At 67.4% G+C, this 21,845-nt stretch carries 18 protein-coding genes; 10 read left to right on the top strand and 8 right to left on the bottom strand.

Features of this window, described 5'->3' with window-relative positions; genetic code table 11:
* The first annotated feature begins 37 nt into the window (after positions 1 to 37).
* Positions 38 to 2,434, top strand: a complete 2,397-nt coding sequence (locus M1247_RS29615) for an FtsX-like permease family protein (protein ID WP_317160006.1) — start codon at positions 38 to 40, stop codon at positions 2,432 to 2,434.
* Here the strand turns inward: M1247_RS29615 and M1247_RS29610 are convergent.
* The 6 genes from M1247_RS29610 to M1247_RS29585 form a co-directional block, all read right to left on the bottom strand.
* The gene (locus tag M1247_RS29610; RefSeq protein WP_317160005.1) at positions 2,421 to 3,041 is read right to left on the bottom strand and encodes a class I SAM-dependent methyltransferase; all 621 of its coding nucleotides are present in this window, start codon (positions 3,039 to 3,041) and stop codon (positions 2,421 to 2,423) included. The two genes, M1247_RS29615 and M1247_RS29610, sit on opposite strands and share 14 nt — an antisense overlap.
* Positions 3,042 to 3,043: 2 nt before the next feature.
* Positions 3,044 to 3,616 (bottom strand): hypothetical protein, encoded by a 573-nt coding sequence (locus tag M1247_RS29605; RefSeq protein ID WP_317159976.1) that lies wholly within the window; start codon positions 3,614 to 3,616, stop codon positions 3,044 to 3,046.
* A gap of 70 nt (positions 3,617 to 3,686) precedes the next feature.
* On the bottom strand, positions 3,687 to 4,262 hold the full coding sequence (locus tag M1247_RS29600; protein WP_317159975.1) for a DUF4389 domain-containing protein: 576 nt from the start codon (positions 4,260 to 4,262) through the stop codon (positions 3,687 to 3,689).
* The gene (locus M1247_RS29595; protein ID WP_317159974.1) at positions 4,259 to 5,500 is read right to left on the bottom strand and encodes an FAD-dependent oxidoreductase; all 1,242 of its coding nucleotides are present in this window, start codon (positions 5,498 to 5,500) and stop codon (positions 4,259 to 4,261) included. Before M1247_RS29595 ends, M1247_RS29600 begins: the two co-directional genes overlap by 4 nt.
* A gap of 59 nt (positions 5,501 to 5,559) precedes the next feature.
* Positions 5,560 to 6,252: a type III PLP-dependent enzyme domain-containing protein gene (locus M1247_RS29590; RefSeq protein ID WP_317159973.1), complete on the bottom strand. Its 693-nt coding sequence runs from the start codon at positions 6,250 to 6,252 to the stop codon at positions 5,560 to 5,562.
* Between the two features lie 139 nt (positions 6,253 to 6,391).
* Positions 6,392 to 7,297, bottom strand: a complete 906-nt coding sequence (locus M1247_RS29585) for a DMT family transporter (protein ID WP_317159972.1) — start codon at positions 7,295 to 7,297, stop codon at positions 6,392 to 6,394.
* 293 nt (positions 7,298 to 7,590) lie between these two features.
* Here M1247_RS29585 and M1247_RS29580 point away from each other — a divergent pair, with 293 nt between their 5' ends.
* The 6 genes from M1247_RS29580 to M1247_RS29555 are packed head-to-tail and all read left to right on the top strand — an operon-like array spanning position 7,591 to position 15,566.
* Positions 7,591 to 7,680, top strand: a complete 90-nt coding sequence (locus tag M1247_RS29580; RefSeq protein WP_317159971.1) for a potassium-transporting ATPase subunit F — start codon at positions 7,591 to 7,593, stop codon at positions 7,678 to 7,680.
* Positions 7,680 to 9,350: a potassium-transporting ATPase subunit KdpA gene (kdpA, locus tag M1247_RS29575; RefSeq protein WP_317159970.1), complete on the top strand. Its 1,671-nt coding sequence runs from the start codon at positions 7,680 to 7,682 to the stop codon at positions 9,348 to 9,350. Before M1247_RS29580 ends, kdpA begins: the two co-directional genes overlap by 1 nt.
* Positions 9,350 to 11,479 carry a potassium-transporting ATPase subunit KdpB gene (kdpB, locus tag M1247_RS29570; protein ID WP_317159969.1) on the top strand — a complete coding sequence of 710 codons (2,130 nt, stop codon included), beginning with the start codon at positions 9,350 to 9,352 and terminating at the stop codon, positions 11,477 to 11,479. The genes kdpA and kdpB overlap by 1 nt, the downstream gene beginning before the upstream one ends.
* 1 nt (position 11,480) lies before the next feature.
* Positions 11,481 to 12,335 (top strand): potassium-transporting ATPase subunit C, encoded by an 855-nt coding sequence (locus M1247_RS29565; protein WP_317159968.1) that lies wholly within the window; start codon positions 11,481 to 11,483, stop codon positions 12,333 to 12,335.
* A gap of 7 nt (positions 12,336 to 12,342) precedes the next feature.
* Complete coding sequence (locus M1247_RS29560; RefSeq protein ID WP_458695264.1) at positions 12,343 to 14,880, top strand: DUF4118 domain-containing protein; 2,538 nt, start codon at positions 12,343 to 12,345, stop codon at positions 14,878 to 14,880.
* Positions 14,877 to 15,566, top strand: coding sequence for a response regulator (locus tag M1247_RS29555; protein ID WP_317159966.1), 690 nt, complete (start codon positions 14,877 to 14,879; stop codon positions 15,564 to 15,566). The genes M1247_RS29560 and M1247_RS29555 overlap by 4 nt, the downstream gene beginning before the upstream one ends.
* Positions 15,567 to 15,699: 133 nt before the next feature.
* On the opposite strand, the gene M1247_RS29550 is transcribed toward M1247_RS29555, so the two are convergent.
* Complete coding sequence (locus M1247_RS29550) at positions 15,700 to 16,173, bottom strand: SRPBCC family protein (protein ID WP_317159965.1); 474 nt, start codon at positions 16,171 to 16,173, stop codon at positions 15,700 to 15,702.
* 137 nt (positions 16,174 to 16,310) lie between these two features.
* Between M1247_RS29550 and M1247_RS29545 the strand changes: the two genes are divergently transcribed.
* The gene (locus M1247_RS29545; protein WP_317159964.1) at positions 16,311 to 18,179 is read left to right on the top strand and encodes a propionyl-CoA synthetase; all 1,869 of its coding nucleotides are present in this window, start codon (positions 16,311 to 16,313) and stop codon (positions 18,177 to 18,179) included.
* Between the two features lie 110 nt (positions 18,180 to 18,289).
* Here M1247_RS29545 and M1247_RS29540 read toward each other — a convergent pair whose 3' ends face one another.
* Positions 18,290 to 20,236, bottom strand: coding sequence for a heavy metal translocating P-type ATPase (locus tag M1247_RS29540; RefSeq protein ID WP_317159963.1), 1,947 nt, complete (start codon positions 20,234 to 20,236; stop codon positions 18,290 to 18,292).
* A gap of 118 nt (positions 20,237 to 20,354) precedes the next feature.
* Between M1247_RS29540 and M1247_RS29535 the strand changes: the two genes are divergently transcribed.
* A complete protein-coding gene (locus M1247_RS29535; RefSeq protein ID WP_317159962.1) occupies positions 20,355 to 20,708 on the top strand; it encodes an ArsR/SmtB family transcription factor in 354 nt (117 codons plus the stop codon).
* Between the two features lie 423 nt (positions 20,709 to 21,131).
* Positions 21,132 to 21,836 carry a ZIP family metal transporter gene (locus M1247_RS29530; RefSeq protein ID WP_317159961.1) on the top strand — a complete coding sequence of 235 codons (705 nt, stop codon included), beginning with the start codon at positions 21,132 to 21,134 and terminating at the stop codon, positions 21,834 to 21,836.
* The last annotated feature ends 9 nt before the right edge of the window (positions 21,837 to 21,845 follow it).

The following is a 21,845-nucleotide window of genomic DNA, read 5'->3' as shown; positions in this document are numbered from 1 at the left end:
TGTGCACCGTCGCCGCACGATCGCCTCGATCGCCGTAATGGCGGTATCCGCAATGTATCTCGTCGCAATCTTCGGCATCTTCGGGTCCATCACCGGATCGGTCAACCGGTTGGCGGACGGTGTCGCCGGCGTCGCCGCGCTCGAGGTGTCGGGTATCACCGATGCGGGTTTCCCCGAAGCGGTGTTGGCCGACGTGGCCAAGGTTCCCGGTGTCGCGACCGCGGCACCGATGATCCGGATGTCCGCGCCCACAGCGTCGGAGCCGGTCCTGCTGTTCGGCGCCGACGATCGCAGTCGCGCATTGGAAGGCGCCCTGAAAGACGCGGTCGGAGTCCAACTCCAGGCGCCCACAGCCGCCGAGGGTGTCCGGGTAGGCCCCGCCGTCGGCCACGCCAAAGGTGAGACCTTCCAGCTCAGCTCGGGCTCGGTCACCGTCGCCGAAGTACTCGAAGGCAAGCAACTCGCCGACCTCAACGGCGGACACTACGTGCTCGCCCCATTGCCGTTGGCGCAGCAGGTCACTGGACGGCAAGGCCAGCTCGATTCGATCCTCATCACCACGGCACCGGGTGCGGATCTCGCCACGGTTCGCGGCCAGGTCACCGCCGCGGTTGCAGACCGGGCCATCGTGGCTGACCCGAGCCTGCGGGCGGCGCGGGCCGGCGATGGGGTCAAGCTGATGAACTACATGGCCTTGATGGGCGCGGCGGTCGCGTTGGTGGTCGGGGCATTCCTGATCTACACGACGATGACCATGGCGATCGCCCAACGGCGCCCGGTCATCTCGATGCTGCGCGCGATCGGCGGCCGACGCGTCACCATCGTTCGCGACATGCTCGCCGAGGCCGCGATCCTCGGCCTGATCGGCGGCGCCATCGGATCGGCCCTCGGAATAGCTTTGGGCCGCTTGGCGATCGGCCGCCTACCGCCGACAGTCACCCAGGGACTCGAAGCCCGCATCGAATACTGGCTGCCCGGCTACGCGATCCCGGCGGCCATCGTCGCGACAGTCCTCACCAGTGTGGCCGCGTCGGCGATGGCCGCCCGGCAGGTGTACAAGGTGTCACCGATCGAAGCGTTGGCGCCGGTTGGCGTTTCGGCGGCCGACACCGTGGCGCGCTGGTTGCGCATTGTCAGCGGGGTCGCTGCCGTGGTGGTGCTGGCGGCCTCGATCCTGATCGTGTTCTACCAACCGGGCTCGCTGGCGTTCGTGGCCATTGCGGCGCTGTTCACGGCCCAGATCGCGCTGGGTTTCGCGCTCACCGGGCCGATCGTGAAATCCACTGCCGCAGTGGCCCGCATCTTCGGATCGGCCGGGGCCCTTGCGGCGGCGACGATCGAGCGCGCACCGCGGCGCGTGTGGGCGACGGTGATGACGGTGCTCATCGCCGTGGTCACGACCGTGGTGATCACCGGCACCAACAACGACATGATCCGATCCGCCCGTGACATCTTCGCACCGGTCGCCGACGTCGACGTCATGGTCAGCGCCAACTCGCCCGACCGGTATCCCACCGACGTTCTGCCACAGGGACTTACCGAGAAGGTGGCAGCGGTGCCGGGTGTCGCCGACGTCACCGAAGGCTCCTCCGGGTTCGCGGTCGTCGGCGGCACCCGCGTGATGCTCGACGGGTTCGCGTCGGGCACCCATGATCCGCTGTTCCGCGCTCTCGACGAACCCGTGCGCCGCGACGTCCTCGCCGGCCGCGGGGTGGTGCTCTCCCAGAATCTGGGCAAGACCCTCGGCGTCGACGTGGGCGACGAGCTGCAGTTGCAAACGCCCCACGGTCCGCAACCGACCACCGTGCTCGCCCTGGTGCCTTACTTCTCGACCGTCATCGGAACTGTGGGGATGAGCCTCAACCAGATGCGGGAGTGGTTCAACCGCCCGGGCGTGACCACACTGCAGATCACCGCCGCCGACGGCACCGATCCCGGCCAACTGCTGGCTGACATCCGCGGTGTGGTGCCCGCCCCGAACCACACCTACGACGGCCGCACCGCGCTGGCCGGTCTCGAAGCGCCGCTGCATCAGAGCATGCTCATCGCCAACGCCGTATGGATCATCGTGGTGTTCGTCGCCGGGGTCGCACTGCTGAACACGTTGACGCTGTCGGTCCTCGAACGACGCCGCGAAATCGGTGTGCTGCGGGCGATGGGGTCCAGCCGCCGGTACACCCTGGGCATGGTGCTGGCCGAGGCTGCGGCCATCGGCGTCGTGGGCGGTGTCCTGGGGCTGGGCGTCGGCCTCATCGATCAGTGGCTGTTCAGCCTCGTCAGCGGCGACATCATGAACTTCGACGTCACCTTCCGGCCGAGTCCGATGGCGCTGGTCTTCACCCTCGGGGCGCTGGCGATCAGCCTGCTCGGCTCCGTCCCGCCCGCACGGCGTGCGGCGCGGCTCAACATCATTGAGGCCGTCAGCGTCGAATAGCGACGCCCTGCAGATGCGGCGTACACGGCGGTGGCACCAACGTCCGCCGGTTGCTCCGCAGTCCCCGGGTGTCGAATCCGGCCGCGGCGATGGCCTCGACGGTGCGGCGGTTGGGCTCGCACCCGGACGCCAACCATGACCACGGCGTGGCGATGAGATCCTGGAACCGGCCCATCACACCGTCCCCGCGGACATGCTCGAGGACCACCAATCTGCCTCCCGGCGCAAGCACCCGCCGGATCTCGCCGAGAGTCGCCGCCACATCGTCGACCGAACACAACACCAGCCCCACATGCACCGAGTCGAAACTGTTGTCCGGGAACGGCATCGACTCCCCGACCCCGTCGACGATGTCGGCGTCAACGCCGATGCGACGCGCCAACGCGGCAGCCATCCGCCGCATCGCGGCCTCCGGCTCGACCGCGGCAACCGAGGTCACCGCCGCGGGAAGAAACATCAGATCGGTGCCCGGGCCGAGCCCCACGATCAGCAGCCTGCCGGTGGCATGGCTCATCGCCTCCCGCCGGTACCGGCGGTAGAACAGGCGGTCGAATACCGGCATACCGAACCGGTACACGTACGGGAACAACGGATTACGGTGCTTCAGATTCATCCTCCCAGGCAGGGTGCACTTGTGACGCGTTGGCCTTGGCCAGAGAAGTTCACGTTGCCTCCGCACAGTGACACCGCGAGGTTGTTGTCCCCATTCACCACCGCGTGGCTGTTCGGGATGGCGTAGGAAGTGTTGTCGTTCCCGGTTACCCGGTTCGTGCTGCCGAAGGCGGCCCGGACGTCGTTGTTGTCGCCGGTCGCGGTGGAGGTGCTGTCGTCGCCCGCGAAGACGAAGTTTCCGTCGCCGTCAGCCCGTGCGTTGCTGCCGTTGATCGCCAGGACGAAGTTTCTGTCCCCGTTGGCCGTGGCGGTGCTGGCGTTCGCGCCGGGCAGGTCGAACGCGATGGCGGTGCTGCGGCCCGCTGTGGTCGCCGTGCTGCCGCCCAGCTGCACCAGGTTGCGACCGTTGGTCGACACCGCCAGCCCGCCCGTGCGGGGTTGCTGCGTCGCCGCCGCGGTAGGCGACTCGTCGCCCGTCGACGTGTCAGCCCATGCGGTTCCTACCCCGAAACAGAGGGCCGCGATCGGCGCGGCGGCACACACGCTGACGAATTTGGCTGCTGTTTTCATGGGAATCCCACCCTTCCTGGGTGGATAGGACCACCCACACTCTTGGGCACGTCGGCCGGCGGCCAATGGTTCAACCCAGATCCAGACGAAACGGTGGATATTCGTCGCGCATCAACGACACGTACACGGCCACGCGGTAACGCCACCGGACGATCCCCATCAGGAGGTCGAACATGCCCGGCGAAATCGTGCCCCTGGCCGACAACCGCACCGCGGATATCACGCACAGCACCTGCAGCAACGGCTCCATCGCCCAGCAGATGATGATCTGCGGCAGCGCAAGCAAAGGCTTCACCAGCACCATCCACTTGATGAGTCGTTCCGGATAGTCGACGTCGAGTTCGCCCGGATAGTCGGGCCGCGCGGTGAGGGTGAAGGGCGGGTACACATCGGTGCTGTTCATCGGGAACCGGTAGTTCATCACTCGCCAGGACCAGCGCAGCACCCCGACATTGAAGTCGAAGATGGGCCGCGGATAGCGCCCGGTGGCCAGGATCGCCACGCCCGCAACGATGGTCAGCAATGGATACACCAGGTACAGGGCGATCAATATGGGGTAGTGCGGAACGGCCAGCACACACCATTTGACGAGCCAGAGCCAGCGAGAGGGATCGTCGATCGCGCCCCGGACCCGAACCGCGTTCATCGCGGGCGGCAGCTCGTCGCGACCGCCATATGGTGGTTGATGTCCGCGGCCATCCGGCGGTGACTCGTCGACTGCAAGAACGTGGCCAGCGCCCAGGTCATGAACCGGTCCGGGATCATCGCCGCGGGCCCCAGCACCGCCTCACCGTGCGAGACCTGCAGCGACGCCACCCGGGACACGACCGCAACGCGGTGTCGGCGCGTCTTCTCATACCAGCGCAGCGCGCCGGACAGGTCGCGATGGGCATTGCGCTGGAAATCCGACAGCGCTCTGCACAGGACCATCGTGTCGAGCAGTGCCTGATTGGTCCCCTGCGCCAGCGTCGGTGGCATGGTGTGGGCCGCATCGCCGAGCAAGGTCAGTGCGCCGTGGCCCGGTCCGGGAATCGGGTGCCGGAAATGGGGATAGGGCGAATGTGCGAGGTCATCGTCGGTGAGCGTGGCGAGTACACGGTCGACCAGCTCGGACCATCCGGTGAACGTGGACCGGATCACGTCGATCGGGCGTGCCGGCCTGACAAAGTCCGGCGACCACGGCAGGTCGAACCACCACTGGACATCGGAGCCGCCGGCCGGCCACAGGCCGAGGTTTCCGTGCTCACCGATGACGACGAACGCGACGTGCCTGTCCGCGCCGTCGGGAAGCGCGGCCAGCCCCTGCCAGCTGCACCAGCCGGTCGGCTCCGGCCTTCGGGCCCCGACGACACCGCGAACCGTCGAATGCAGGCCATCGGCGCCGATCACCAGATCAGCTTCGGCCGCGTGGCCGTCTGCGAAATCGACCCGTGCGACGGTGCCCGTGTTGACCACGCCGACGGCGTGGGCGTTGCACCGAATCCGTTCGGCTGGAAAGCCTTTCAGCAGCCGTTCGAGCAAGACCTGACGCGGAACCATCCGAACGGGCTCACCGAGGCGGTGCATGATCGTGGACGTGTTCAACGTGGCAAGGGGGCGACCCGTGGATGTCACGACCCGCACGGTGGACAGCTCCTGGCCGGCCCCGTCCATGTCCACGCCCAGCTGTCCCAGCACCGTCGCGCCGTTGGGCCAGATGGTCACGGCACCGCCACCGGCCTGTACATCCGGGCGCTGCTCGAACACGGTGACGTCATGTCCGTCCCGCAGCAATCCCCGGGCGATGGAGACGCCACCTACCCCGGCACCGATGACCAGGACCCGAAGCGGCCCGTTCGGCGCCGACTGAGTGCGAGACCGGCTCCCGGGCCGTTTTGGGCCCACGGCTCAATGTATGACCCTGACCAGGCGGCTGTACAGGGTTCGCACACGTTGGGCGGGGTTCAGGACCACCGCTGGGCCGAAATGACCACCATCGGGCGCGGGAAACGCAGCGTCGCGCACGCATCGTCGAGGGTGGCCTCGATTTCCTCGGCGCATCCGTACAGGTCACCGCCGAAGCAGGCGAATTCTCCGCCGAGCGCGATCCGGGTCAGCACCACGCCACGCTCGCGACGGATGCCGGCCATCTCCACCAGCAGGTCACCCACCGCCGCCGAACATCTCACGAAATGGTGCGCCCCCGAACCGATTTCACCGGACAGTCCCACCAGATCGAGCCGCGGACCGGCCAGCACCGCGCTGACGACATCGGCTGCGGCGACGCTCGGCATCCCGATCAACACCCGTTGCCTGCGGTGCGGGACAGCGGCCGACGCCAGCAGCTCGACGTGCTCGACCGTCGTCACCACCAGCCGACCCGCCCCGAGATTGGCTGTGCAGAACACCAACTCGTCGGCGGTCATCCCGTCGGCATGCACCAGCAGGCGCATCGGGTGGATACTGGCCCCGATCGCGGTGCTGAGCTCCGAACCGGTGCGCACTTCGACGGCGACGCTGTGCTCACGTACCCATTTGGCCACTGCGCCGTCGCTCAAAGCCGTTGCTCGTAGCGATATCTCGACCATGTCGAGCAACCGTCGGGACACCGGGGGCAGTACGGGCGAAACCGGTCGCAGGCCCATCGACAGCGTCACTGAGAACCTCCTCTGAATCCCCCCGGCCGGATGCCGTGGGTGTTCACCCCGAGATTCCGCCGCGGAAGGCCACAAATTCCAGCATCCTTGCAGGGTCTTGACAGGCTGAGCGCAAACCTTGATGCCCCGTTGACAGCGGTCACCACCTTGCGGTGATGACATACGCACAGCCCAGGATCAGGCTGCAGCCGACCATCTGCAGCACCGAGGGCACCTGCGCGAGCACCACCCCGGCCAGCAACAGTGCACCGACCGGGGTGAGCAGCAGCAATGCCGAGCTCACCTCGGCACGCAACGACGGGCTACCAAGCGCCACCAACAACCATCCGAGCACCTGACCGCAAACAGCGGTCAGCACAAGCCATTTCGCCTGACCCCAACCAAGGGTGAGAGTCACACCGCCCCAACAGGTTCCGCCGATGAGGGCAGCCACCGCCGCCGACACCATGATGGTCACGTACGACTGCACCGGCGGCTGATCCGCACCACCGCGCCGAAGCAGGAACAAGAACACCGAGTAACACAACGCGGCCAGCGCGGAGTGCACCGTTCCGGCGACCGGCGCCGACCCCGTTACCCCGTCTTCGAGGACCCCTCCGGTGAGCACCGCACCCACGATGACGACGGGCAGCAGCGCCAGAAACCGCCTGCTCAAGCCCTCACGGTCGATCAGCCAGGCGAGCAGCGGCACCATGACAACCTGGGTGTTGACGAGCACCGCCGAAAGCCCGACGCCGACCTCGTAGATCGCCTGGGTCCAGAACAACGCGTCGGCCGCGAACAGCACGCCCGCCGTGGCTGCCCAGAACTGTGCCCGCATCGTCGGCGCTCCGCGGCGCCGCCACTCCGCGACCGCCAGCGGAGCCAGCAACGGCAGGGCGAAGACACAGCGAAAAAACGACGCCGTGCCCGGCGAGGTGCTCGAGATGGCGACGAACAAGCCCGAGGTGGACACGCCGAGCGCACCCAGAGCCGTGGCCGGCACCGGGCGGTCGGCGATGGCGCCCACCCAGGTGCTCAAGCCACGACTCAACTCGGTAGCCACCGTCTGATCGTAGGAACCGGGACGCCCCGGACGCATCCCGTTTTCCCCGGCTGCCGCCGGGTCCGCAGCGTCGTCGCGAAAGAAGACCGTTAAGGACAGCTGCGGCCGCGTAAAGAATCCGTCAAGACCGTGTCCAGGGGGCTGAGCTGGGCAGATCCTGGGTCAGGCCGCCGAAACACGGTGGCCTGTAAACGTGTCTTAACGGGAGACTGCATGTCCGTGTTGGTGTACGTCCTGCTGACGGTGGCGATCTTCGCCCTCCTCGGCCTGGTGCAGAGGTTGGTCGAACGGCTGTGAGCTACGAGAACATCGTCGGCCTGATTCTGGTGATCCTCATCGCCGTATTCGTCTTCGCCGCACTGCTCTTCCCCGAAAGGTTCTAGTGACTACCACTACCGCGGGGATCGGATTCCTCGCCTTGCTCATCGTGGCCATCGCACTGGTACACCGGCCACTGGGCGACTACATGTACCGCGTGTACACGACGGAAAAGGACTCGCGCCCAGAACGGTTCATCTACCGGCTGATCGGCGCGGACCCACGGGCAGAACAGTCCTGGGGCTCCTATGCCCGCAGTGTGCTGGCGTTCTCGGCGGTCAGCCTCCTGTTTCTGTTCGGCCTGCAACTGCTGCAGGGCAGGCTGCCGCTGCACCTGAATGACCCGGCCACCCCGATGACCCCGGCGCTGGCCTGGAACACCGCCGTCAGCTTCGTCACCAACACGAACTGGCAGGCCTATTCCGGCGAGACGACCCAGGGCCACCTGGTGCAGATGGCCGGCCTGGCGGTGCAGAACTTCGTCTCCGCCGCGGTCGGCATGGCCGTCGCGATCGCGCTGGTGCGTGGCTTCGCGCGGCTGCGCACCGGGGAGCTCGGCAACTTCTGGGCCGACCTGGTCCGGGGCAGCCTCCGCATCCTGCTGCCGATCTCGATCGTCGGCGCTATCGTGCTGATTGCGGGGGGCGTCATCCAGAACTTCGCGCTGCACGACACCGTCGTCACCACGCTCAGCGGCGCCCAACAGACCATCCCGGGCGGGCCCGTCGCCAGTCAGGAAGTGATCAAGGAACTCGGCACCAACGGCGGCGGCTTCTTCAACGCCAACTCGGCGCACCCCTTCGAGAACCCGACCACCTGGACCAACTGGGTGGAGATCTTCCTGATCCTGCTGATCCCGTTTGCGTTGCCGCGCACCTTCGGTCGCATGGTGGGCAGCTCCAAGCAGGGGTACGCGATCGTGGCCGTGATGGGCGTCATCGCCACCCTGAGCGTCAGCCTGACGATGCTGTTCCAGCTGCAGCACCACGGCACCGTGCCCACCGCGGTCGGTGCCGCGATGGAGGGCGTCGAGCAGCGCTTCGGGGTGGCCGATTCGGCCGTGTTCGCGGCGTCGACGACGCTGACGTCCACCGGTGCGGTCGACTCGTTCCACGATTCCTACACCAGCCTCGGCGGCATGATGACGATGTTCAACATGCAGCTCGGCGAGGTCGCGCCGGGTGGTGTCGGGTCCGGCCTGTACGGCATGCTGATCCTGGCGATCATCACCGTGTTCGTCGCCGGCCTGATGGTCGGACGCACCCCGGAGTATCTCGGCAAGAAGATCACTCCCCGCGAAATCAAGCTTGCCGCAAGCTATTTCCTGGTGACGCCGTTGATCGTGCTGACCGGGACCGCAGTGGCGATGGCGCTGCCCGGCCAACGCGACGGCATGCTCAACACCGGGCCGCACGGGCTCTCGGAGGTGCTCTATGCGTTCACCTCGGCCGCCAACAACAACGGCTCGGCCTTCGCGGGCATCAGCGTCAACACCGAGTGGTACAACACCGCCCTGGGTTTGGCGATGCTGTTCGGCCGCTTCCTGCCGATCATCCTGGTGCTGGCGCTGGCGGGCTCGCTGGCCTGCCAGGGCTCCACGCCCGAGTCGGTCGGCACACTGCCCACCCATCGGCCACAGTTCGTCGGAATGGTCGCCGGAGTCACCCTGATCCTGGTGGCCCTCACCTTCCTGCCCATGCTGGCGCTCGGGCCCCTCGCCGAAGGAATTCACTGATGTCTGTTCACACGGCTCAACGAGCTGTCCCCGACCACACCAAACCCAAGCCCGCGAACACTATTCAGGGCGGACTGCTCGACCCGGCCATGCTGTGGCGGGCATTGCCCGACGCGGTCCGCAAGCTCAACCCGCGCACGCTGTGGCGCAACCCGGTGATGTTCATCGTGGAGCTCGGCGCCGTCTGGAGCACGGTGCTGGCGATCGTGGCGCCCAGTTGGTTCAGCTGGCTGATCGTGGGATGGCTGTGGCTCACCGTGGTGTTCGCCAACCTCGCCGAAGCCGTCGCCGAGGGTCGCGGCAAGGCCCAGGCCGAATCATTGCGGAAAACCAAGGCGGACACCATGGCCCGCCGACTCAGCGCCTCCGGCGCCGAGGAACAGGTCCCCGCACCCCAGCTCACCCTCGGCGACATCGTCGTGGTCGAAGCCGGCCAGACCATCCCCGGCGACGGCGACGTGGTGGAAGGCATTGCCTCGGTGGATGAATCGGCCATCACCGGTGAATCCGCCCCGGTGATCCGCGAATCCGGCGGCGACCGGTCCGCAGTGACCGGTGGCACCACGGTGCTCAGCGACCGCATCGTCGTCAAGATCACCCAGAAGCCCGGCGAGAGTTTCATCGACCGGATGATCGCCCTGGTCGAGGGCGCCAACCGGCAGAAGACGCCCAACGAGATCGCGCTGAACATCCTGCTGTCCGCGTTGACGATCATCTTCGTGTTCGCCGTCGCGACCCTGCAGCCACTGGCCATCTACTCCAAGGCCAACAACCCGGGGGTACCGGACACCTTGTCGCTCACCGCAAACGGTGTCAGCGGCATCGTGATGGTCGCGCTGTTGGTGTGTCTGATCCCGACGACGATCGGTGCCCTGTTGAGCGCCATCGGCATCGCCGGCATGGATCGCCTCGTGCAGCGCAACGTGCTCGCGATGTCTGGCCGTGCGGTGGAGGCCGCAGGCGACGTGAATACCCTGCTGCTGGACAAGACCGGCACCATCACCCTCGGCAACCGGCAGGCCTCCGCGTTCCTCCCGCTGGCCGGGGTGACGCCTGACCAGCTCGCCGACGCCGCGCAGCTGTCCAGCCTGGCCGACGAAACACCCGAGGGCCGGTCGATCGTGGTGTTCGCCAAGGAACATTTCGGTCTGCGGGCGCGCACCCCCGGTGAGCTCACGCACGCCGAATGGGTCGAGTTCAGCGCCACCACCAGAATGTCCGGCGTCGACCTCGAAGGCCAGAAGCTGCGCAAGGGCGCAGCCGGTGCCCTCGCGGATTGGGTGCGTGCCGAAGGCGGCACGGTGCCGGCGGAACTCGGCGACATCGTCGACGGTATCTCCGCGGCAGGCGGCACTCCGCTTGTGGTGGGGCAGGTGACCGACAAGGCCGAAGTCCTTGGCGTCATCCACCTCAAAGACGTCGTCAAGCAAGGCATGCGGGAACGTTTCGACGAGATGCGCCGCATGGGTATCCGCACGGTGATGATCACCGGCGACAACCCGTTGACCGCCAAGGCGATCGCCGACGAGGCCGGTGTCGACGACTTCCTCGCCGAGGCCACCCCGGAGGACAAGCTGGCGCTGATCAAGAGCGAGCAGGCCGGTGGCCGGCTCGTCGCGATGACCGGTGACGGCACCAACGACGCTCCCGCGTTGGCGCAGGCCGACGTCGGCGTCGCGATGAACACCGGCACCTCGGCGGCCAAAGAGGCCGGCAACATGGTCGATCTCGACTCCGACCCGACCAAGCTGATCGAGATCGTGGAGATCGGCAAGCAACTGCTGATCACCCGCGGCGCCCTGACGACGTTCTCCATCGCCAACGACATCGCGAAGTACTTCGCGATCATCCCGGCGCTGTTCGTCACCCTGTTCCCCGGCCTGGACCTGCTGAACATCATGCGGCTGCACAGCCCGCAGTCGGCGATCCTGTCGGCGGTGATCTTCAACGCGCTGGTGATCATCGCGCTGATCCCGTTGGCCCTCAAGGGTGTCCGCTACACCCCGAGCAGCGCCTCGAAGCTGTTGAGCCGCAACCTGTGCCTGTACGGCCTCGGCGGCATCGTGGCCCCGTTCATCGGGATCAAACTCATCGACCTAATAATCCAACTTCTCCCCGGGATGTCCTGACATGCAATTCACGAACCTGGTCCGCCAACACGCCGCGGCGCTGCGGGCACTGCTGGTGCTCACCGTCGTCCTCGGCATCGGCTACCCGCTGTTCATCTGGCTGGTCGCCCAACTCCCCGGCCTGAACCACAACGCCGACGGGTCGATCATCGAGGTGAGCGGAAAGCCGGTGGGCAGCAGCCTGATCGGCCAGCAGTTCACCGACGCCGACGGCAACCCGCTGCCGCAGTACTTCCAGAGCCGCCCCTCAGCGGGTGACTATGATCCGATGGCTTCCGGTGCGAGCAACCTGGGCCCGGAAAGCATCGTTGACGCTCCTCGCGTGCGCAGCCTGCTCACCGAGGTGTGCACCCGCAGCCAGGCCGTGGGCGAGCGGGACGGGGTGAGCGGCGCCCGGCCGTTCTGCACCGGGGGCGGGGTGGGTGCGGTGCTGTCGGTGATCGGCCCGCGCGATGCCCAAGGCACCGTGGCGCACCCCACCACGGTGGTCAGCATCAACGAACCCTGCCCGGCCACACCGTTCCTGAGCACCTACCGCGGTGTACGCGTGCAGTGCGCCAAGAGCGGGGAGGACTACAGCGCCGGGGTGCTCGTCCCGGTCATCGGCGCGGCGCGCACCCAGGTGCCTGCCGATGCGGTGACCGCCAGCGGCAGCGGCCTGGACCCCCACATCTCCCCCGCCTACGCCGAACTGCAGGTGAACCGGGTCGCCGAGGCCCGCGGCGTCAGCCCCGACCGGGTCCGCCAGTTGGTCGCCGAACACACCGAGGGCCGCACGCTCGGATTCATCGGCGAACCGCGGGTCAACGTGCTCGAGCTGAACATCGCGCTGGACACGCTTGCCGCTGGTGGATGATGGGCTTGTGAGCACGCCGGCGTCCAACGCCACCAAACGCGGGGAGCTGCGCATCTACCTGGGCGCAGCTCCCGGCGTCGGCAAAACCTACGCGATGCTCGGCGAGGCGCACCGCCGGATCGAACGCGGCACCGACCTGGTGGCCGCGGTCGTCGAGACCCATGGCCGCAAGAAGACCGCCGCACTGCTCGACGGCATCGAGGTGATCGCGCCGCGCTACATCGACTACCGGGGCGGGCGTTTCCCCGAACTCGACGTGGCCGCGGTGCTGGCGCGTAACCCGCAGGTGGTGCTGGTCGACGAGCTCGCCCACACCAACACCCCGGGCAGCCGCAATGCCAAACGCTGGCAGGACATCGAGGAGCTGCTCGCCGCAGGCATCACGGTGATCACGACGGTCAACGTGCAACACCTGGAGAGCCTCAACGACGTCGTCACCGGGATCACCGGCATCGAACAACAGGAGAAGGTGCCCGACGAGGTCGTGCGGGCCGCCGATCAGATCGAACTCGTCGACATCACCCCGGAGGCGCTGCGGCGCAGGCTGTCCCACGGCAACGTGTACGCGCCCGAACGCATCGACGCCGCCCTGTCCAACTACTTCCGGCGCGGAAACCTCACCGCGCTACGGGAACTGGCGCTGCTGTGGCTGGCCGACCAGGTCGACGCCGCGCTGGCCAAGTACCGCGCCGACAACAAGATCACCGACACCTGGGAGGCGCGCGAGCGCGTCGTCGTCGCCGTCACCGGCGGTCCGGAGTCAGAGACCCTGGTGCGTCGGGCATCCCGGATCGCGTCGAAGTCTTCTGCGGAACTCATGGTGGTCCATGTGGTCCGCGGTGACGGGCTCTCCGGTGTCTCGGCGCCACAGATGGGCCGGGTCCGCGATCTCATCGCCAGCCTGGGCGCCACGTTGCACACGGTGGTCGGCGACGACGTGCCCACCGCGCTGCTGGATTTCGCCCGCGAGGTCAACGCCACCCAACTGGTGATCGGCACCTCGCGACGGTCCCGGTGGGCCCGGGTCTTCGATGAGGGCATCGGCTCCACCGTGGTGCAGCGGTCGGAGAAGATCGACGTCCACATGGTCACCCACGAGCAGGCCCGCAGCCCGTTCGCATGGTCGTGGGCCAGCGAGCGTCAGCGGCATCTGGCGTCCTGGCTTGCCGCACTGGCGGTTCCGTCTGTCATCTGCGCGCTCATCGTGTCGCTGCTGGACCCGTACCTCGGCGTCAGCGGCGAAAGCGCGGTGTTCTTCATCGGTGTGCTGGTGGTCGCCCTCCTCGGCGGTGTCGCCCCCGCCGCGCTGTCGGCGGTGCTGTCGGGGCTGCTGCTCAACTATTTCCTGGCCGACCCGCGGCACACCTTCACCATCGCCGAACCCGACAGCGCCGTCACGGTCGTGGTGTTGTTGATGGTCGCCGTGGCAGTGTCGGCGCTGGTCGACATGGCCGCCGGCCGGGCACGTGAGGCCAGGCGCGCGTCGCAGGAAGCTGAGCTGTTGACGCTGTTCGCCGGGTCGGTGCTGCGCGGTGCGGATCTGGGCACGCTGCTGGAACGGGTGCGGGAGACGTATTCGCAACGCGCCGTGAGTCTGCTGCGGGAAAGTGACGGCGACGCGCAGATCATGGCCTGTGTGGGCGAGGATCCCTGTGTGCAGGTCGACACCGCGGACACCGCGGTCGAGGTCGGCGACGACGAGTTCTGGTTGTTGATGGCCGGGCGCAAACTCACCGCCCGCGATCTGCGGGTGCTGAGCGCGGTGGCCAAGCAGGCCGCCGGTCTGGTCAAGCAGCGCGAGTTGACCGAGGAGGCAGGCAAAGCCGAGGCCATCGCGCAGGCCGACGCGCTGCGCCGCTCGCTGCTCTCGGCGGTCAGCCACGATCTGCGCACCCCGCTGGCCGGCGCCAAGGCCGCGGTGTCGAGCCTGCGCAGCGACGACGTCGATTTCTCCGACGAGGACACCGCCGAGCTGCTGGCCACCATCGAGGAGTCGATCGATGCGCTCACCGCGCTGGTCGGCAACCTGCTCGACTCCTCACGGCTGGCCGCCGGCGTGGTCCGGCCGGAGCTGCGCCGGGTGTATCTGGAGGAGACGGTACAGCGCGCCCTGCTGGGGATCAGCAAGGGCGCCACCGGCTTCGCCAGGGAGGGGCTGGACCGGGTGAAGGTCGAGGTCGGCGACGCGGTGGTGATGGCCGACAGTGGTCTACTGGAACGCGTGCTGGCCAATCTGATCGACAACGCGCTGCGGTACGCACCGGCAGGCCCGGTGCGGGTCACTGCGGGGCCGGTCGCCGACCGCGTGCTGATCGCCGTCATCGACGAAGGCCCCGGTATGCCGCGGGGCGCCGAAGAACGGTTGTTCGCACCGTTTCAGCGACTCGGCGATCACGACACCAGCAGCGGCGTCGGCCTCGGCCTGTCGGTGGCGCGCGGATTCACCGAGGCGATGGGCGGCACCATCGCGGCCACGGACACCCCCGGCGGCGGTCTCACGGTCGAAATCGACCTTACCGCACCGCCGAAGGACGGATCGGTATGACGACGAACAAGACCAGGGTGCTGGTCATCGACGATGAACCGCAGATCCTTCGTGCGCTGCGGATCAACCTGTCGGTGCGCGGCTATGAGGTGAGCACGGCGGCCACCGGAGCCGACGCGCTGCGCAGTGCCGCCGATCATCGCCCGGATGTGATCGTGCTCGACCTGGGACTGCCCGACATGTCCGGTATCGACGTGTTGGCGGGCCTGCGGGGCTGGCTCTCCGCCCCGGTGATCGTGTTGTCGGCGCGCACGGATTCCTCCGACAAGGTGGAGGCGCTCGACGCCGGTGCCGACGACTACGTCACCAAACCCTTTGGTATGGATGAGTTTCTGGCCCGGCTGCGCGCCGCGGTGCGACGTGCCGCTGCCGCCGAGACAGACGAGCCGGTGATCGAAACAGCCTCCTTCACAGTCGATCTCGCCGCCAAGAAGGTCACCAAGAACAACGTCGAGGTGCATCTGACGCCCACCGAATGGGGCATGCTGGAGATGCTGGTGCGCAACCGCGGCAAACTGGTGGGCCGCGAAGAGCTGCTCAAAGAGGTGTGGGGGCCGGCCTACGCGACCGAAACCCACTATCTGCGGGTGTACCTGGCCCAGCTCCGCCGCAAGCTTGAAGACGACCCGTCACACCCGGTGCACCTGTTGACCGAAGCGGGGATGGGTTACCGGTTCACCGAGTAGCTTCCCCCGTCGCCTTCTTCCGTCACCTTCTTCCGTCACCTTCCTCCGGCGAGCAGACAGTTCGGTACCTAATACGCGGGCGAAATGGGTACCGAACTGTCTGCTCGCGGGGAAAGGTGCGCGCGACAATGTCTCATTCCGGCTCAGATCGGTGTTCGGCGAGGGACACCAACCGCTGCGTGCATTCGCGGTTGCGGGGATAAGCGAGCAGCAGGCCCAGCCGGCGGGGCACCCAGTTGAGCGGCCCGCCGATCGGCACTTCCGCCATTTCGATGCGGGAACCGCTCTCGGTGTCGTGCAGCCGCAGCGTGATGCGGGCGCCACCGAATGGCCTTCCCTTGGCGCGCAGCACCAGTTCCTCACGCGGTGTGCATGACTCGACCTCGGTTTCGTCGTTGAGCACGACGGGCCAGATGCCGATGGTGTGGTGGATGACGCTGCCCGGGGCCGGCCAATTGGGGTCGACGGCGCGCATGCGGGTGTTGCCGACCACCCACTGTGAGTAGGTCCAGCCGTCGGCGATGACGTTCCACAGCTGCTGCCGTGTTGCTGTCGTATCGCGCTTGACGGTCAGCGAGCTGTCGACTGCCGCCGGAGATGACTCCATCGTGGATGCCCCCTTTGAACTGTGGCGATGGGCTACCCGGACCCGCCCGGCTCAAACCCCGCACCGAAAGGTCTCCTTCGGATGTGATTTGCAGGGTTGCACGGACGTTGCACGTGACGCAGATTACGGTTTGCGGTATGCCCGGTTATCGCGACCTCTTCGACGCCAGCATCACCGATCCGGCCACGTTCTGGGCCGAGGCCGCCAAGGCGGTCACCTGGACGCGCGCGCCGCAACGCATCCTCGATGACAGCAACCCGCCGTTCTACCGCTGGTTTCCCGACGCGGAGCTGAACACCTGCGCCAACGCCCTAGACCGGCACCTGTCCGAACGTGGCGACCAGGCTGCGCTGATCTACGACTCGCCGGTCACCGGGACCCAGCGTACCTACACCTACCAGGAGCTTTGCGACGCGACCGCGAAGTTCGCCGGGGCGCTGCGCGACCTCGGGGTGAGCAAGGGCGACCTGGTCGTGATCTACATGCCGATGGTCCCGGAGGCGGTCATCGCGATGCTGGCCTGCGCCCGGTTGGGCGCCGTGCACTCGGTGGTGTTCGGCGGGTTCGCCGCCCACGAATTGGCGGCCCGCATCGACGACGCGCGTCCGGTGGTGGTGGTCAGCGCGTCGTGCGGGATCGAGCCGACCCGCATCGTCGAGTACAAGCCGATGCTCGACGCCGCGCTGGAAATGGCCGAGCATCACCCGAGCGCCTGCGTCATCCTGCAGCGCGAACAGAGCCCGTGCGACCTGGTCGACGGCCGGGACCGCGACTGGCAGGAGCTGGTGGCCGCCGCGGCGCCTGCCGACCCAGTACCGGTGGCCGCCACCGACCCGCTGTATGTGCTGTACACCTCGGGCACCACCGGCAAACCCAAAGGCATCGTCCGCGACAACGGCGGGCACGCCGTCGCGCTGCTGTGGAGCATGCGCAACGTCTACGACACCCAGCCCGGCGACGTGTACTGGGCCGCCTCCGATGTCGGTTGGGTGGTCGGCCACTCCTACATCGTGTACGCGCCACTGCTGCTCGGCGCGACAACCGTTCTCTACGAAGGCAAACCGATCGGCACCCCGGACGCCGGGGCGTTCTGGCGGGTGGCCGCCGAGCACAAGGTGAAGGTGCTGTTCACCGCGCCGACGGCGATCCGAGCCATCAAGAAGGTAGATCCCGACGGCAGTTTCATCGGCAAATACGATCTGTCGGCGCTGAAGTATCTGTTCCAGGCCGGCGAGCGGCTCGACCCCGACACCTACCATTGGGCCGCCGACAAGCTCGGCATCCCGATCGTCGACCACTGGTGGCAGACCGAAACCGGCTGGGCGATCGCCGCCGATCCGATGGGCGTGGAACCGATGGACATCAAACCCGGTTCGGCGACCGTGCCGATGCCCGGCTACGACGTGCGGATCCTGCGGCCCGACGGCACGGTGTGCGACGCGAACGAAGAAGGCGCGATCTGCGTCAAGCTGCCGCTGCCGCCCGGCACCCTGCCGACGCTGTGGGGTGACGACAACCGCTACGTCTCGTCGTACCTGTCTGCGTTCCCGGGCCATTACCTCACCGGTGACGGCGGCTACCTCGACTCCGACGACTACCTGTTCGTGATGGGCCGCACCGACGACGTCATCAATGTCGCCGGGCACCGGCTGTCCACCGGATCGATCGAAGCCGTGCTGGCCGAACACCCGGCGGTGGCCGAATGTGCGGTGATCGGTGTTGCCGACGAGATCAAAGGCCAGGTTCCGCGTGGCTTCGTGGTGCTCAAGTCGGGGGCGTCGGCCGACGCGTTGGCCGACGAGCTGATCGAGGCGGTGCGCGAAAACATCGGCGCGGTGGCCTTTTTCAAGCTCGTCGACGTGGTGGCCGCGCTGCCGAAAACCCGTTCGGGCAAGATCCTGCGCAAGACCATGCGCGGTATCGCCGACGGCCGTGACGAGCCGGTGCCCTCCACGATCGAAGATCCGTCGGTGCTCGAAGCGCTCAAGGATGTTTTGCAGCGCTGACCCCCGGCGAGCAGACAGTTCGGTACCGGGGAATGCGCGTTCCCGGGTACCGAACTGTCTGCTCGCGCTGAGAGGTCTCGCGCTGAGATCTCGCGCTGAGAGGTCTCGCGCTAGAAAGGCTCCCCGGAGGCGCGGCGCCAGGCCCGGCTGCTCAGCAGCCGGAGACCGTTGAGCGCCACCAGAATGGTCGACCCTTCGTGACCGGCCACGCCAAGTGGTAACGGCAAGTGCCCGAACAGGTCCCAGGCCACCAGCACGGTGATGAACGTGGCGGCGATGGCGAGGTTCGCGATGACCATCCGGCGCGCCCGCCTGGCCAGCGCGATCACTGTCGGGATGGTGTCGAGTTCGTCGCGGATGGTGACCACGTCCGCGGTCTGCAGTGTGAGATCGGCACCCGAGGCGCCCATCGCCATCGACGTGTGGGCGGCCGCCATCGCCGGCGCATCGTTGACGCCGTCGCCGACCACCAGCACCCGTCGTCCGTCGGCCTGAAACTGCTGCACCGCAGCAACTTTCTGGTCCGGAAGCAGGCCGGCGCGGACATCGTCGATGCCGAGCTGGTGGCCCAGCCGTGCGGCCGCACGCTCGTTGTCTCCGGTCAGCAACACCGGCGGCTGCGCGGTCAGCATGCTCAGCCGTCGCACCGCACCGTCGGCGTCGGGCCGGGCCATGTCGAGCAGGCCGAGCACCCCGATGGCGGCGCCGTCGACGGTGACCACGACCACGGTCGCCCCGCCATCCTCGATCCGGTGCACCGCCGGGATCGCCGCACCGGCGTACGCCGACGGGCTGAGCACCTCGACGACCGACCCCGCCACGGTGGCCCGCACACCGCGGCCGGGCAACGCCGCGAATCCCGAGGCATGCGGCACCGTGATCCCGCGGGCGCGCGCCCGCGCGACGATCGCCCGTCCCAGCGGATGCTCACTGAATTGTTCTGCGGCGGCCGCGGTCCCGAGGACATCGGCATCAATGCCGACCAGAGCCACCACGTCTGCCACCTGCGGTCGGCCCTCGGTCAGCGTGCCGGTCTTGTCGAGCGCCACCATGGTGGTGTCGGCCAACCGCTCCATCGCGACCGCGGACTTGACCAGCACGCCGTGCCTGCTGGCGTTGGCGATCGCCGAAAGCAGCGGCGGCATGGTGGCCAACACCACCGCGCACGGTGAGGCCACGATCATGAACGTCATCGCGCGCAGCAGCGTCGACCGCAGGTCGGCACCCAACAGCATCGGGACCGCGAACAACGCCAGCGTGGCAGCCACGACCAGAACCGAATAGCGCCGTTCCACCTTCTCGATGAACAATTGCGTGCGGGCCTTGGTGGCCGACGCCTCGGCCACCATCGCCACGATGCGGGCCACCACGGTCTGAGACGGGTCACGGGTCACCGCAACCCGTAGGGCGGCACCGGCCCCGTTGAGGGTGCCGGCGAAGACTTCATCGCCGGCCCGTTTGGCCGCGGGCAGCGACTCACCGGTGATCGAGGATTGATCGACGTCGGAGACGCCGGCGACGACGGCGCCATCGGCCGAGATCCGCTCCCCCGGCCGGACGACGATGTGGTCCCCGGGCCGCAGGGAGTCTGCCGCGACCGCCCGTTCGGCGCCGTCGGCCTCGACCACCGTGGCACTGTCGGGGGTCAGGTCGAGCAGGCTCAGCACCGACTGCTCGGTACGTCTCGTGGCGACGTCTTCGAGTGCGCCCGACGTCGCGAAGATGACGATCAGCAGCGCGCCGTCGAACACCTGCCCGATCGACGCGGCGCCGATGGCGGCCACGATCATCAGCAGATCGACGTCGAGGGTCCGTTGCCGTAGCGCCTGCACGCCGGCCCAGGCCGGTTCCCATCCGCCGGTGACGTAGCAGGCCAGGTACAGCGCCCACCACACCGCTTCCGGCGCGTCCGCGAGCTGTGCGGCCAGTCCGGCGAGAAACAGCACGAGCGCCCCGGCGGCCCACCGGACCGAGGGCACCGACCACAGCCAGCCCGCCGAACCTCCCCGCGCCGGCGAGGGACGCCCGGGTATCGGCGTGGTGGCCAGGGTGGTCATCGAGTGGCTCCCGTCAGATGCCGAAAAGAGGCAGCAAAGATGCAACAACGCACACCTTTATACATGTAGAGATTGAAATGTATCAACCCTCACTTGCCGTACATGTTTGAATGGACAGATGGGTCACGGAGTCGACGGGCGCACCACGCCGGCGGCATCCCTCGATGCCGCCTCGGCGGCGAAAGTCGCCGAAACCCTGCAGGCCCTGGCCTCACCCAACAGGTTGCTGATCCTCACCCGGCTGCGCGAGTCGCCGTGCTCGGTCACCGAACTGTCCGCGGCCGTGAGCATGGAGCAGCCCGCGGTATCGAACCAATTGCGGCTGTTGCGGGCGCTGGGCCTGGTCACCGGTGACCGATCCGGGCGCAATATCGTCTACCGGCTTTACGACACTCACGTCGCCCAGCTTCTCGACGAGGCCATTTATCACATCGAGCACCTGCGCCTCGGTGCCCGCGATACCACTGCCTGACGTCAGAAAGCTTTTCGGTCAAGAGTTTTCACGCAACGTTCACGGCGACACCGCACACCCGCGGGCAAACGCCACCCCGGCCCGAATTCCTTTATTTTCGAACTGACCCGAACTATTGTGAAGTAGTCATATGTTGATATCCACGCGAGTTCGGACGTTTGCTACCGGCCAACACCGGTACGGCCCGGACAACAAAAGGAGTTGAACAACGATGCACATCGCAGCAACCAAGGGTTCATGTAACTGCCATTGCAACGCCTGCGACGGCGGCCACCACTGCGGCAACCCCCCGAATTGCAACGCACGGCGCTGACGCCGTCGGACGGCCTGCCTGCCGGGCAACCGGCGGCAGGCCGTCATCAACCTTCCCTGGAGCCCTGGAGTTACCCCTAGCCCCGCCCTGATCCTCCGTATGCTGCTGCTGTGCTCACCGCACTGATCTGGGGCCTGGTCGCCGCTTCTTCCTTGATCCTCGGCGCGGTCGCCGGCGTCGTCCGCGACTGGAATCCTCGCCTCATCGGTCTGGTACTCGGCTTCGGTGCCGGCGCGCTGATCTCCAGCATCTCATTTGAATTGGCGGAAGAAGGATTTCGTGTCGGCGGCGCATTGGCGGTGTCGCTCGGGCTGGCCGTCGGCGCCATCGTCTTCTACCTGGCCGACACCGCGGTGGACCGGCTCGGTGCGGGTGGAGCACAGACCGCGGGGCTGCCTCTTCTGCTGGGTGCCCTGCTCGACGGCATCCCCGAACAGGCGGTTCTCGGCATCGGGATCGCCGGTGGCGGCAGCGTCAGCCTGGCGCTGGTGGTGGCCATCTTCGTGTCAAACCTTCCCGAATCAATCGGATCGGCCAGCGATCTGCGGTCCGCCGGGCATTCGGTGCGCCGAATCCTGGGCGGCTGGACCGTGGTGGCGGCGCTGTGCGCATGTGCCACGGTCGGCGGCTACCAACTGCAAGAGGTCGCGGGCAACGCACTCCGCGGCGGGATCAACGGCTTCGCTGCGGGCGCACTGCTGGTCATGCTGGTCGGGTCGATGATTCCCGAAGCCACCGAGAAGGCGCGCGAAAACGCCGGACTCGCTGCGGTGCTGGGATTCGCCGTCGCGGCGGGCCTGTCGCTGGCGAGCTGAGCGGTAGGT

Source organism: Mycobacterium appelbergii (genome assembly GCF_032883035.1).
In the GTDB taxonomy this organism is placed as follows: Bacteria; Actinomycetota; Actinomycetes; order Mycobacteriales; family Mycobacteriaceae; genus Mycobacterium; species Mycobacterium appelbergii.
Note: the sequence above shows the minus strand (reverse complement) of the source record. Positions and strands in the feature narration are given on the sequence as shown.

Excerpts from the sequence above, each read along its gene's own strand:
- M1247_RS29605 (WP_317159976.1), bottom strand. The coding sequence starts at position 3,616 with ATGAAAACAGCAGCCAAATTCGTCAGCGTGTGTGCCGCCGCGCCGATC.
- M1247_RS29600 (WP_317159975.1), bottom strand. The coding sequence starts at position 4,262 with ATGAACGCGGTTCGGGTCCGGGGCGCGATCGACGATCCCTCTCGCTGG.
- M1247_RS29545 (WP_317159964.1), top strand. The coding sequence starts at position 16,311 with ATGCCCGGTTATCGCGACCTCTTCGACGCCAGCATCACCGATCCGGCC.
- M1247_RS29550 (WP_317159965.1), bottom strand. The coding sequence starts at position 16,173 with ATGGAGTCATCTCCGGCGGCAGTCGACAGCTCGCTGACCGTCAAGCGC.
- kdpB (WP_317159969.1), top strand. The coding sequence starts at position 9,350 with ATGTCTGTTCACACGGCTCAACGAGCTGTCCCCGACCACACCAAACCC.
- M1247_RS29615 (WP_317160006.1), top strand. The coding sequence starts at position 38 with ATGGCGGTATCCGCAATGTATCTCGTCGCAATCTTCGGCATCTTCGGG.
- M1247_RS29540 (WP_317159963.1), bottom strand. The coding sequence starts at position 20,236 with ATGACCACCCTGGCCACCACGCCGATACCCGGGCGTCCCTCGCCGGCG.
- M1247_RS29535 (WP_317159962.1), top strand. The coding sequence starts at position 20,355 with ATGGGTCACGGAGTCGACGGGCGCACCACGCCGGCGGCATCCCTCGAT.
- M1247_RS29555 (WP_317159966.1), top strand. The coding sequence starts at position 14,877 with ATGACGACGAACAAGACCAGGGTGCTGGTCATCGACGATGAACCGCAG.
- M1247_RS29565 (WP_317159968.1), top strand. The coding sequence starts at position 11,481 with ATGCAATTCACGAACCTGGTCCGCCAACACGCCGCGGCGCTGCGGGCA.